11 protein-coding genes and 2 riboswitches are annotated in these 13569 nt (G+C 44.4%); of the genes, 6 read left to right on the forward strand and 5 right to left on the reverse strand.

The features are described from left to right. The first annotated feature begins 32 nt into the window (after positions 1-32). Together recR and JMY05_RS02770 are read left to right on the forward strand one after the other, a co-directional pair. A complete protein-coding gene (gene recR / locus JMY05_RS02765) occupies positions 33-626 on the forward strand; it encodes a recombination mediator RecR (protein WP_201614117.1) in 594 nt (197 codons plus the stop codon). A gap of 330 nt (positions 627-956) precedes the next feature. Next, positions 957-2291 carry a ribonuclease D gene (locus JMY05_RS02770; protein WP_201614118.1) on the forward strand — a complete coding sequence of 445 codons (1335 nt, stop codon included), beginning with the start codon at positions 957-959 and terminating at the stop codon, positions 2289-2291. A 39-nt stretch (positions 2292-2330) separates the two neighbouring features. On the opposite strand, the gene JMY05_RS02775 is transcribed toward JMY05_RS02770, so the two are convergent. The 5 genes from JMY05_RS02775 to gcvT form a co-directional block, all read right to left on the reverse strand. Then, entirely contained in the window at positions 2331-3020 is a 690-nt protein-coding gene (locus JMY05_RS02775) for an esterase/lipase family protein (RefSeq protein WP_045445431.1), read from the reverse strand. Positions 3021-3166: 146 nt separating this feature from the next. Continuing rightward, positions 3167-6064, reverse strand: coding sequence for an aminomethyl-transferring glycine dehydrogenase (gene gcvP, locus JMY05_RS02780; protein WP_201614119.1), 2898 nt, complete (start codon positions 6062-6064; stop codon positions 3167-3169). Between the two features lie 76 nt (positions 6065-6140). Beyond that, positions 6141-6923, reverse strand: coding sequence for a nitroreductase family protein (locus JMY05_RS02785; protein WP_045445433.1), 783 nt, complete (start codon positions 6921-6923; stop codon positions 6141-6143). 258 nt (positions 6924-7181) lie between these two features. Beyond that, on the reverse strand, positions 7182-7562 hold the full coding sequence (gcvH, locus tag JMY05_RS02790; protein ID WP_011280078.1) for a glycine cleavage system protein GcvH: 381 nt from the start codon (positions 7560-7562) through the stop codon (positions 7182-7184). Positions 7563-7631: 69 nt separating this feature from the next. After that, positions 7632-8819 (reverse strand): glycine cleavage system aminomethyltransferase GcvT, encoded by a 1188-nt coding sequence (gene gcvT, locus JMY05_RS02795; RefSeq protein ID WP_201614120.1) that lies wholly within the window; start codon positions 8817-8819, stop codon positions 7632-7634. A gap of 188 nt (positions 8820-9007) precedes the next feature. Beyond that, a riboswitch (glycine riboswitch) is annotated at positions 9008-9167 on the reverse strand. A 54-nt stretch (positions 9168-9221) separates the two neighbouring features. Beyond that, positions 9222-9359: riboswitch (glycine riboswitch) on the reverse strand. Positions 9360-9594: 235 nt separating this feature from the next. Here gcvT and JMY05_RS02800 point away from each other — a divergent pair. From JMY05_RS02800 to JMY05_RS02815, 4 genes are all read left to right on the forward strand, one after another. Then, entirely contained in the window at positions 9595-9915 is a 321-nt protein-coding gene (locus JMY05_RS02800) for a YcgL domain-containing protein (RefSeq protein WP_045445437.1), read from the forward strand. Between the two features lie 307 nt (positions 9916-10222). Next, complete coding sequence (locus JMY05_RS02805; RefSeq protein WP_045445440.1) at positions 10223-10864, forward strand: hypothetical protein; 642 nt, start codon at positions 10223-10225, stop codon at positions 10862-10864. Positions 10865-11235: 371 nt separating this feature from the next. Continuing rightward, positions 11236-12099, forward strand: a complete 864-nt coding sequence (locus JMY05_RS02810; protein WP_045445446.1) for an AAA family ATPase — start codon at positions 11236-11238, stop codon at positions 12097-12099. Between the two features lie 86 nt (positions 12100-12185). Further along, positions 12186-13409: a vWA domain-containing protein gene (locus JMY05_RS02815; RefSeq protein ID WP_045445449.1), complete on the forward strand. Its 1224-nt coding sequence runs from the start codon at positions 12186-12188 to the stop codon at positions 13407-13409. The last annotated feature ends 160 nt before the right edge of the window (positions 13410-13569 follow it).

The following is a 13569-nucleotide window of genomic DNA, read 5'->3' on the forward strand; positions in this document are numbered from 1 at the left end:
TTTATAAATTAAGTTAAATAAAGGAAGATGCTTTGCTGACAGCCAAATTTGATCAGCTGGTTAAACAGCTGCGTATTTTGCCGGGTGTGGGTCAAAAAAGTGCCCAACGTATGGCACTGCATTTGCTCACCAAAAAACGCCCACAAGGCATGGCACTTGCCCAAGCTCTTGATGAAGCGATGCGCGATATCGTCGAATGCCAGCGCTGCCACAGCTTCAGTGATGATCGCATCTGTCCGCTGTGCCAAGACCCAAGGCGTGATGATGCCTTATTATGCGTGGTCGAAACGGCAGCAGATGTGATGGCTATCGAACAAACCGCAGGCTACCGTGGCCGCTACTTTGTATTAGGTGGTCATTTATCACCGATTGATGGTATTAGCGCTGATGATTTGAATATTGAACAACTGGTCTGGCGGGTCAAGCAAGAGCCTGTTGAAGAGTTGATATTGGCGACTGGTACGACTGTCGAAGGGCAGACCACCGCGCACTTTATCAGTGCAGCGGTTAGTCGTCATGTTAATAAGGTCACACGTTTGGCACAAGGTGTACCAATGGGCGGCGAGCTTGAATATCTTGATAGCATGACCCTTGGACAAGCGATGCAAAATCGTTCATTTTTATAGCACACTGGCATTTTTTCTATAACTTCTTTATAAAAACCAAGTCTTGTCCATTTTATTTCATGAAATTGTTATAATTGATTCACTAGGGCGTGTCCTCATTTTAAAAATGGTGATAAAAATGAGATAAATTGCAGTTAAACAAGGAAAATAGCGCAGATAATATCGAGATATTAGTCAGCTATTTGACGCCGTTTGGCAAGATTTAGCCATTTTTAACCTATTTAGATAACTATCGATTGAATTGAGGACACGCCCTAGTATTTTATTATTTACTTTTATTGAGACGCCCTTTAGCGTTTTATTTTTTCCTATTTATGCAGGTATCTGCCCGTGTCCAACCATGCTCCAACAGCTTCAACTGCTGCCATCCAATCAAACCTTGCAGACAACATTGACATTGCTGCTTCTGATGATTTATTAGCACAATCAATTAATTCTAAAATAGAGTCAGCAGATATACCTTCAGAGCCAGATATTGATGCACTGCTAGATAATGCCGATGAAGCTGCTGTCACGTGGGTGCGTGAGCAAAATGGTTTGGCTGAAGTTATCGATGCATTGGCAACTTGCGGTCGGGTGGCGTTAGATACCGAATTTATCAAACGTGATACTTACTATCCGCGCTTGGCATTGGTGCAGCTGAATACTGGCAATCATATTTATTTATTAGATGCCCCGCAGTTGCAACTGACCGAACTGTGGCAGGCACTGGCCAAAGTTGATGTAGCGATTTGGCATGCCTGTGGTGAGGATTTAGGGATTTTTTATCTACTCTCTGGTTGTCCGCCATTGACCAATATATTTGATACGCAAATTGCGTTGTCTTACTTAACGGGTCAATTGCAAATGGGCTATCAGCAAGCGCTTGACGACCAGCTAGACATGCACATTGATAAAGAACAAAGCCAGTCGGACTGGCTACAGCGTCCGCTCTCAGATGAGCAAGAGCAATATGCGATTGATGACGTACGTTTTTTGCCAGCGCTTTATTTAAGTCTTGAATATGCGTTAAAAAAGCAAGGTTTATACGATTATGTATGGGCAGATTGCCAGCTTTATGCCAGTGATTTGTATGATGCTCAGCATGTTGAAGACAATGTAATGTACCTAACAATGGCAGATTATCGTTATACTTCACAGCAGATGGCGATACTGCAAGCGGTTGCGACGTGGCGCGAGGAGCTGGCACGTTCGACCAATCAGCCACGTACGTTTGTGATTAAAAAACAAGCAGTACGCGAGATCATCACTGAAAAACCAAGCAATATGCGAGAGCTTGCGCACAAAACCACGATGCATCGCAGTATGTTACGCTTATACGGCGAAGAGCTGCTAAAAGTGATAAATCAAGCAAAAAACTTGCACCCTGCTGAATATCCTGACTGCCTATTACCGCCGTATCGCTCAAAAAATAAAGTACTGTCAAAAGCAGTGCAGCAAGCGATCGATGATCACGCACGAGCTATCGGCGTACCTGACAATGTATTGATGCGTAAGAAGTGGCTCGGGCAATTGTATGAAGTAATTGCTTTTGATAAAGATTTAAGCGAGTTGCCAGAAGGCTTAAAAGGCTGGCGGAATGACTGGGTCATGAACACCCTGATTCCAGTCATCAAAAAACATAAAACTGAGTTGCAGCAGGGTATGGGTATCAATGTTAGATAAGCCATAAGATTCTATCATTGATAAAAGATGATGCTTTTCTCAAGACGTAAGCTTGTTATGCTCGAATTGTCCATGTTGTAAAAAGTATTTGGTTTGCGCGGCTACTGTTTTATCGACCAGCATCCCAGTATGCGAGACTGGTAAAACTATATGATCCGTGGCTGCCTCTATTTTGGTTTCTGCTACATATACGGTGCCATCATGTAGCAGATGTTCTACTGATGGCATATTATTTGTCTTACGCAATTTTCGATTATGATACTGTAAAAAAAGCTGACCCAAACCGTAGGGGCGATTACCCGCAATCACCCCAAGGGTAATATGTTTGGGTAGTGGCGCTACGGTGCCATCTAACGCATCGATGTATGAGCGACCCACTACAGCTGGGGTCAAGCGCCATATATAGTCAGCACATACACTGCCTACATGCGGTGTCCCAAGTGTCACGCAGCGTCCTATCTGCCACTGCGGATATGCAGTGACAAAATCACGAATAATCAGACCGCCCAAACTATGACCGACCAAATCTATCGGTTGGTCAGGGTGATGATGGTTTTCTAGCCAGCTATTTAGGCGGGCACTATTGGTTTTGATACCGTCACGCATACTACGATAACCGAATTGATGAGTATCAAATCCTGTTGCTTGCAAGCGTTTGGCCAGTGGTCGCATGATCCAAGCGGTTTGGTGCAGACCATGGATGAGAATGACAAGATTGTTTTTCTGCATAGTTAATTCTAACCAAGTAAATAATGTGAATAGATTGATAGCTATTTTATTATAGCGCTAAATATTAGTGGCAAAATAAAAACCTCCAAATCAGCTGCTGACTTGGAGGTTTATTTTTATATCAACTGTTCATGCTTATTTGAAAACTACATATAGTTTTCGATACTTGGGCAAGAACACATGAGGTTTTTATCACCATAAGCGTCATCGACACGTGCTACGCTTGGCCAGAACTTATGGGCGCGGATATAAGGCAGTGGGAATGCTGCTGTATCACGGCTGTATGGGTGCGTCCATTCACTGTTGGTGACCATCGCCGCGGTATGCGGTGCGTTGACCAGTGGGTTGTCTTCTAACGTCCAACCTTCCTCGCCAGCTTTGGCTTTCATTGCTTCGGCTTTGATAGATTTTAGGGCACTGATGAAACGGTCTAATTCTTCTTTAGATTCAGACTCAGTTGGTTCAATCATCAAGGTACCCGCAACTGGGAAGCTCATCGTTGGTGAGTGGAAACCGTAATCCATCAAGCGCTTAGCAATATCGCTTTCACTGATGCCCGTCTCTTCTTTCAACGGACGAATATCGATGATACATTCGTGCGCGACGCGACCATTTTTGCCCGTATAAAGGACAGGGTAGTGGTCTTTTAATTGAGCAGCGACATAGTTAGCATTTAATAGCGCAAGCTCAGTCGCTTTCAGCAGACCATCACGGCCCATCATGGCAATGTACATCCATGAAATTGGTAGGATGCTTGCTGAACCATAAGGGGCTGCCGATACGGCCGAGCAGTCTTTTTGCGCATTATGCACAGGGCTCAATGTATGGTTGGCCATAAAGGGTGCTAAATGCGATTTCATACCGATAGGGCCCATGCCTGGACCGCCGCCGCCATGCGGGATGCAGAAGGTTTTATGCAAGTTCATGTGCAATACATCAGCGCCAACGTCAGCAGGTTGCATCATGCCAACCTGTGCATTCATATTGGCACCATCCATATAAACTTGACCGCCATGCTTATGAATGAGGTCACAGATCTTACGGATGCCTTCTTCAAACACGCCATGCGTCGATGGATAAGTAATCATCAATGCACCTAGATTGGCGCTGTTTTCTTCACACTTAGCAGTTAGATCATCGATGTCAACGTTACCATTGTCATCAGTTTTAACCACGATTACTTTCATACCCATCATTATAGCTGTCGCAGGGTTGGTACCGTGCGCTGACTGAGGGATTAAACAAACATCACGGTCAGTTTCACCCAATGATTCGTGATAACGGCGAATCGCTAGCAGACCAGCATATTCACCTGAAGCGCCAGAGTTTGGCTGCATAGACACATCATCAAAACCGGTAATGGCTTTCAGCTGGTCTTGCAAGCTATCAATCATGGCAACGTAGCCTGTGACTTGGTCACGTGGTGCAAAAGGATGCACGTTAGCAAATTCAGGCCACGTAATCGGTAGCATCTCACTGGTGGCATTCAATTTCATGGTACAACTACCCAATGAAATCATGCTGCGGTTCATTGCCAAATCTTTGTCTTCAAGTGATTTTAAATAACGCAGCATTTCGTGTTCAGTATGATGCGAGTTAAATACTGGATGCGATAAAATAGCATCGGTACGCAAGTGTGCACTATCAAGAGAAACGCGAGCGTCTTTTGGTAGGTCATGTGCTTTACTGACAAACAGTTGAGTTAATACATTAAAGTCATGCTGATCGCTGGTTTCACTAAACGCGACGCTTAATTTGGTTTCACCAAGACGCCATAAGTTATAGCCTACATTGTCAGCATTTTCGAAAATTTGAGTAGCCAGTTTTTCTGAGCCACAATCAACGACGACGCTGTCAAAGAATTGGTCATGTACCACGGTTAAATTACTGTCGTTAGCATTTTTGATGACATCAGCAAAGGCAGTCGCAAACGCATGGATACGAGTAGCGATACGCTTCACGCCACCTGGACCATGATAAACGGCATACATACCGGCTAGGTTGGCGAGCAATACTTGTGAGGTACAGATGTTTGAGTTGGCTTTTTCGCGGCGGATATGCTGCTCACGAGTTTGTAGTGCCATACGTAGGGCAGTATTGCCTTGCGAATCTTTAGAGACGCCGATGATACGACCAGGTGCTGAGCGTTTGGCTTTATCAGAGAAGGCAAAGTAGGCGGCATGTGGACCACCAAAGCCCATTGGAATACCAAAACGCTGCGTGCTACCCAAAGCGACATCTGCGCCCATATCTGCTGGTGATTTTAATAGTACCAAGCTCATGATGTCACTGACGACACTCACATAAGTTTTGTTTTTCTTCACGGCAGCAATGACGTCTGTTAAGTCTTTAACATCGCCTTCAACACCGACGTATTGGAATAGCGCACCGAAATAATCGCCTGATTTAGCCAGTTCAAAATCACCAACCACCACTTCCCAACCAAAGTACTTGGCACGGGTATTAATAACATCTAATGTTTGTGGATAGATACGGTCATCAACAAAAAACTGCGTTGATTTGCTTTTGCTGACACGCTTTGACATTGCCATGGCTTCTGCGGCAGCGGTTGCTTCATCAAGCAATGATGCGCCAGCAAGCTCAAGACCAGTCAAATCAATACATACTTGTTGGAAATTAAGCAAGGCTTCTAGACGACCTTGGGCAATCTCTGCCTGATAAGGCGTATAAGCGGTGTACCAGCCTGGATTTTCAAGGACGTTACGCTGAATGACCGCAGGCATACGTACTGGCGAGTAGCCTTGTCCGATATAGCTCTTATTAACAATGATGTCATCTGCCATGGTACGCAATTTGGCAAGCGCGGCATGCTCACTCATCGCCACTGGCAAATCTAGCTCTTTATGCAAGCGCACGGGCTCAGGTACAGTATCGTTAATAAAGCTAGCCATATCTTTATAGCCAACAGCACTGAGCAGGTCAGCTTGTTTGGCATCATTGGAGCCTAGATGACGATAGACAAATTCAGCTTCGTTGAATAAACCTTTAAAGGTATCAAACGTTGGGTTTTGCGAGATAGTCATGACAATCCTTGGTTAAGGGAGTAATAAAGGGATGGCTAAAATAACTAGTAATAATAACTAATGACGGTTTAAGATTTTATACGTAATGAACAAATTGCTTTTGGTCAAAGCGGAACTGGCTGTTGTAAATGCCATTATCAGCGCGTTCGCCAGCACCAATCATCATAATGATATGTTGATCGTCGCTTAAATTTAATAAGCGCTTCATGGCAGGCTCATCAAAGCCACCCATCGGACAGCTATCAAAGCCATGCGCGCGTAGTGCAAGCATTAGGTTTTCAGCCGCAAGGGCGGTATTGTTGGTCGCCCAGTTTTTGGTGTCTTCAAAAGTATAATAAGGTGATTTAATCGGACCTTTTACCCGTCTGACCACTTGAGTCGCACCCCATTTAGCCGCTGATACCACATTGACAGGTCCTCGTAAGAAGTCCATGGCAACGACTTTGGTGTAGTAGTCTTTGACCTTTTTGGGTACTGGCTTATCAGGGTATTCGCGCAATATTTGCTTGGCATGGTCATGCCACACATCGGTGCGAGCAACGACTGCGATTAAACGAGCGGCGGTTTTCGCTGCATTTTGATTCATGCAGTTTTTCACCGCGCGTTTGCGCTTGTCCGCCTCATCAATCACATAAAATTCCCACGGCTGTAGATTGCTAGAGTTTGGCGCAAGCATGGCCAAACGCAGACAGTCTGCTAACACATCGTCAGGTATCGGTGTGTCGGTAAAGCGGCGGACTGAACGACGTGATTCAACCACCTCACGAAACGCTTGCAGCTGCGGGGTATTATTAGGCGTGGCAAATTTTTCTTGAGAACTTGCTTGAGCGTTTGCTTGATTATCAGTGTCAGGGGTCATATGAGAATCCATGCTGGAGATTAAGTGATCAACTTGGGGCAGTATTGAGTACGTCTCTTTAATAGCGCCTGACAAGTAATTGATATGAATAAATCAGATAGCGATTGGACGCAATAAATTGAGCGATAAACATTCTAAGAAAAAGCGTACAGATATCAGCTGACGCCAATATCTGTCATAACAAGCTATGTTTTTTAAGGTTATAAGTAGCGGCATGTAAATAAAACACCGCTTTTAAGCGAGAGAGTGAAGATTAGATTACAGCTCGTTTTCGTACTCATCAGCGGTTAGCAGTGCTTCATAGTCAGCGATGTTGTCAGGCTTCATTCTAAAGAACCAACCTTCGCCATATGGGTCAGAGTTGATGATTTCTGGATCGTCTTCTAGGGCTTCGTTGATCGCAACGACTTCACCTGAGATAGGTGCATAAACGTCAGAAGCAGCTTTTACTGACTCAACTACAGAGATTTCGTCATCAACGGCGATGATGTCGCCCACGTCTGGCAATTCAACAAACACCACGTCACCCAATAGGTCTTGAGCATGGTCAGTGATACCAACAGTGATAGTACCGTCGTCTTCTAAGCGTAACCACTCGTGGCTGGCGATGTATTTTAGTTCTGCTGGGATATTGCTCATGGTCTCTCTCCTAAGTGATAGAGGATGGTTAACAAAAATAGTGGACGTTAATAATAGGGTTTATAATGCCTACGAGTCAAACTGCTGTTTGCCATTACGGACAAACGGTAGCTTAAGAACACGCACATCAACGAACTTGCCTTTGCCGCGCAGATCGACCTGAACGCTATCATCATCTGATACGCTGGCAGGCACACGGGCAATCGCAATTGAATTTTTTAGACTAGGGGAGAAGGTGCCACTGGTGATAATGCCAGTTTGCTCATTGTCCGTGCCTTGATTGATGGTGACTGTCATGCCTTCACGCAATACGCCGCGTGTCGTTAGCAACAAGCCAACTTGCTTCATGGCAGAGCTATCGTCTTTTGACTGTTGACGCTTGCTGACCAAAGCGTCACGACCGACAAAATCACGATCGTCTTTAAGCGCGAGTGTCCAGCCCATGTTGCACTCGTAAGGACTGACGTTGTCGTCCATGTCATGACCATAAAGGTTCATGCCAGCTTCCATACGCAAGGTATCACGCGCGCCAAGACCGGCAGGTTTAATGCCATTGGCTTTCAATTGCTCAAAAAACGCTGGTGCATCATCACCATGCATGATGACTTCGACGCCATCTTCACCGGTATAGCCAGTCCGAGCAACGAACCAATCTGTGCCTTCGATGTCTGTTAAATCAGCACCAACGAAAGGCTTAAGACCAGCTAAAGTATCTGCCCAGCTAGGTTTGGTTTGCGCGAGTTTTTCAACAGCGTTTGGTCCTTGCACGGCAATCATGGCAAGCTCTGGACGCTCAGTGATGCTGATGTCAAAACCTTCGGCGACTTTATCAAATTGTGCCATGTCTTTATCACGAGTAGCAGCGTTTGAGACGATACGATATTCAGTGGCGTCTTCGTTCATCAGGTAAACGATTAAGTCATCGATGACGCCACCTTGCTCGTTGAGCATGCCAGAATATAACGCTTTACCGACGGTTTTGAGTTTATCGACATCATTGGCCAGTAGCTTTTGTAGCCATGCTTTGGTATCGCTACCTGTGACATCAGCGACGACCATATGTGAGACATCAAACATACCAGCATCAGTGCGCACCGCTTCGTGCTCTTCGATTTGCGAACCATAATGGATGGGTAATTCCCAACCAGAAAAATCCACCAGCTTGCCGTCACTATCAACGTGAGACTGATAAAGAGGTGTGCGTTTAGGGGCTGAAGTGTTGGCGCTTTGAGCAGTATTATCTTGAGTAGTGGTCATAACAAATCCTTATGTGGACATCAGCTGCATTCGATAACCAGTCGTAAAAACAAGTATCAAAGTATGAGGGCTGATGTGCCTTATCATAGTAGCGAGAAGCAATATTGCAAGGTGCAAACATTGCAACCAAGGGTAGCACAGAAAAATAGCGCAATCCGCCAAACAGACGCTGAACGTCGGTTTAAGCAAAAGCCCTATCTGTCCTGTAACCTGAGATTTTCAACACGAACAATCATTGCACGTTTTTAAAAGCATCAGCCTTAAAAAACCAAATTAAATGATGTCGCATTTTCTCCCCTTCGGTGGGTAAGGCGTCGTCCGTCCTTACCGCTCTCCAGATTTGTTATGCCTTATGTTTGGGTGTGCTACGCAATTGATGGTAGACAGCGAAACAGTCGTGACATGTGTTTTTCAGTCCTTTTACCTGAGCGATTGGCAGGGTGGATGCGCCTTCGGTGGTCAAGTAGCAACTATCAGCACTAGCTCATTAATATGAGCGCACCTGATATTGTGCTCAAGACTCTCTCCTGAAAAACGCTTTTATTATGAAAGGTTCAAGGCGCTTTTACAAGCCATCTAGGCGATTAAAGTGAATAATTTTGGCAAAAATGATTTTTTGTGAGAATAATCAATACCGTATCGATAAGCAAAGCGTTTTACGTTTGGTAGGTAGTAGTCAATTTAGCACGAATGCCCATCGTAAAACGTAAAGCGACTACTGATATTCACCCAAAATATGCTAATCTATGGCGATAGTTTCTGATAGGTTATTATTATGCATTGTGATATTTATAAATTCCCCAAACATAACGATATGTATGTCTATATTGCCCGTCCTGATTATCCTGACGATACCGACGAGCTTAAAGATTGGCTTGGCGTATTACCAAAAGATTTTCGTGCCAGTTTAGGGCGCAGTAAATTTGTGATGCACTTGGACTTAGCCAATACGCCGACGCTTGCGCGCGTTGATAAAGCAGAGGTACTGGCAAAATTACAGTCGCAAGGGTATTTTGTACAAATGCCACCGCAAGATGTGATGCGTCGCCAAGCGGAATTACGTGCGCGCGAAGCACAAGACAATATTTATGATTAATGGGTATTTTTGAAGCGAGTTTTTAATCAGCCTCTTTTGGCTATGTTGCATGACAGCCAGCAAGAAAAAGTTTACGACACATTTGCGCTCATGCATTTTGGTAGAAAGTCGTGATAAACTAGCAGGCTATATGAGTGACAAGACAAAAAATACGTGGCGAGGCAAAAGTTCGTGTTTCAAGTGCTTATGTCTTAAGGGCTTTTGATGATAATGTATTCAATATTATGGTTCGTTGAAACAGCACACTGTCTATCGTTAAGCGCGTAAACGCGCTGCACAATTTATAAACGCAGGTAACTACACACGCATGGACTGGTTAAAAGGTATTATAAACAGCTTACCGCTGGAAGCCATTAGTGATATTCTCGGTGAAATTGCTATTTGGTGGGGACAGTTGGTAAAAGACGTGCCACCCGCAGACTTACCGATGTATGCGTATCTGGGTGGTGTCGTTATTGTGTTGGTATTGTGGTTGCTGGTCGCTCGTATGCTGCCGCGGCCGTTGGGCGGTATGAGTTGGATGATATTGTTTGCTGTGTTATTGGCACCAGGTACTGCCCTTGGCGATCCAAGTGTGATTGCCCCCGCTAGTATCGCCGTGGTTTATGCGATTATGATGAAGGACACGGCTGGCGCGATTACCAATATGCTGCCGATACTTGTCGTGTTAGTGGTTGGCTTGTTTGTGGGCTTCGTTTGGCAGCTTATTCGCGGTGCTTTTGAGTCAAGTCTAGACAAAGCGCGGAGTCGTACTGCAGAAGATACACAATCTACCATGCAGCTGACGACTGGCAATTATTTGACAGAAGGCACGACTTTAACCGACCAAGCCACTGTTGCTGAACCGTCTAATAAAACGCCTTTAGCGGCTAATCCTAAAGCAGACGTTAGCTTAAAAAAAGACAGTAGTTTAGCTAAAAAGCCTAATATGGAAAAGCTTGATAAGTAGTAAAGTAACATCAATAAAGTGACATCAGTAAAATGATATTAAAGTTTTGCTAGCGATGATTGGCTCTGTGCTTTAGGTTTATGATAGCTATATAAAAGACGCTATCAATAAAAATACTGTGAATGAAAAGCACCATAAAAAAAGACACCATGCGTGTCTTTTTTTATGAAAAAACGTTTTATAACTGTGCCGACCAACCGTCAAAAGGCGTTCAAGGTATCTATTATTTTTCAACAACTGCGAACGCATGAGTATTTTGGCAATCAATCATGCTGTGCTAATCTAAATGATTGTTTATTTGCTATCAATTGCGTTTAAGCCTTTTCTGGCTCTTGATAGCCCTAATCTATAACAATAACTGAGACTTGATTATGAGCACGACTGATAAAACGAAAAAAAGCTTTACTGGTACGCAAAATTATATTGCCACTGACGATTTGCAGTTGGCGGTCAACGCCGCGATGACGTTACAAAAACCACTATTGATTAAAGGCGAGCCGGGCACTGGTAAGACATTATTGGCGGAGGAGGTCGCTGAAAGCTTAGGGATGCCGCTGATTACGTGGCACATCAAGTCAACCACTAAAGCGGAGCAAGGGTTGTATGAGTACGATGCCGTATCGCGCTTGCGTGACTCGCAACTGGGTGATGATAAGGTTTATGAGATTGGCAATTATATCAAGCCCGGTAAGCTATGGGAGGCATTCACCAGTAACGAGCGCAGTGTGTTGCTGATTGATGAAATTGATAAAGCCGATATCGAGTTCCCAAATGACTTGCTGCATGAGCTTGATAAAATGTCTTTTTATGTCTATGAGACGGGAGAAACCATCACTGCTGCGCAGCGTCCAGTGGTAATTATCACTTCAAACAATGAAAAAGAGTTGCCCGATGCTTTCTTGCGTCGCTGCTTTTTCCATTATATTGATTTTCCAGAAGAAGAGACCATGCGTCAAATCATTGACGTGCATTTCCCTAATATCCAAGAAAAACTGGTCAATGATGCGCTCGATATTTTTTATAAGCTGCGTAATGTCCAAGGGCTTAAAAAGCCACCATCAACCTCAGAATTGGTCGATTGGTTAACGTTGCTACTGGCTGATGATATGGCACAAGCAGAGTTAGAAGAGAACTTGCGCGGTGAGAAGTCTATTCCACCGTTATATGGCGCGCTGCTTAAAAATGAAGCCGATGTGAGCTTGTTGCAACGCTTTGCTAATATAATGCGCCGTTAAGCAACAGACTATTTTCAAAATGACGACACGCCCTAATAAAATGGTTTCACTCGTCACCATATCAGCTAATAAGCGATGCGACTCTTATGTTTATCAAATTGTTCTATACCTTACGTACTTATGGTGTGCCAGTCAGTACGCGTGAGCTGCTTGACCTAAATGCCGCATTAGATCAAGGGCTGATGATGCAGCCGCATCCTGAAAATCCAGAGTTGTCTACCTTTGCCAGTCGTGAGGATATGTACCGGCTGATTCGGCTTTGTATGGTCAAAGACGAGCGCCATTTTGATAAATTCGATCGAGCAATGGCAGATTATTTCGAAGGCGTCGACAGTCTAGATATGGATGAGCTATTGGCTAAATTGACGGACATTCCTAAAGAATGGCTCGATTTAAAGCTTGATCCAAAAAACCTAACCGAAGAGCAGCGCCGACTGCTCAAAAAATACGGCTCGTTAGAGGAGCTAATGAAAGCGCTTGAAGAACGACTTAAAGAGCAAAAAGAGCGTCATCAAGGCGGTAGTAAGTGGGTTGGTACAGGCGGTACATCGCCATTTGGTGCCTATGGTGACCATCCAGAAGGCGTGCGCGTTGGCGGTGAATCGCGTAAACGTAGCGCGGCTAAAGTCTGGGAGCAGCGTAAATACCGCAACCTTGATGATGACAGTCAGCTTGGTACCCGTCAAATTCAAATGGCACTACGAAACTTGCGCCAGTTTGCCCGTACCGGTAGCGCCGATGAGCTAGACATTCATGAGACTATTAAACGCACGGCAAAAAAAGGCGTGCTCGATATTCATATGCAAGCTGAGCGCCGTAATCGCGTCAAAGTACTAATGCTGTTCGATGTGGGCGGCAGTATGGATGTCCATGTTGAAGCCTTAGAAAAGCTATTTTCAGCGGCTAGAAATGAATTTAAAACTTTAGAGTTTTTTTACTTTCATAACTGTTTATATGACTATGTTTGGAAGGATAATAACCGTCGCCATAGTGCGCCGATGCCAACGTATGAGCTGCTCAATAAATACGGTCGTGAATATCGCGTTATCTTCGTCGGCGATGCGTCAATGTCGCCATATGAGCTGATGACAGTTGGTGGCAGCGTTGAATATATGAACAATGAGGCGGGTATTGTTTGGCTCAAGCGGGTGCTCGCGCATTTCGATAAAGTCGCTTGGCTCAATCCTGAAGATCCAGCGTACTGGCAATATACCCAAACTATCGTTGAAATTAAGAAACTATTCGACAATAAAATGTATCCGATGACCTTACATGGGGTAGAAGAGATGACCAATTATCTAGCACGTTAATTTTGACGTTTGGATAAAGATACGCCCTAACTTAAGAAACCTGTTAATCCCCATATTTTTTTATAGAAGCAGCCGTTATGACAGCATAGCGGCTGCTTTTTTGTCAAAAATAATCAGTTTTGCAGTCATACGGCATTGGTATAAGCAGCAAAATATGATA

The sequence above is a fragment of the Psychrobacter sp. JCM 18902 genome, from assembly GCF_904846615.1.
Lineage (GTDB): Bacteria > Pseudomonadota > Gammaproteobacteria > Pseudomonadales > Moraxellaceae > Psychrobacter.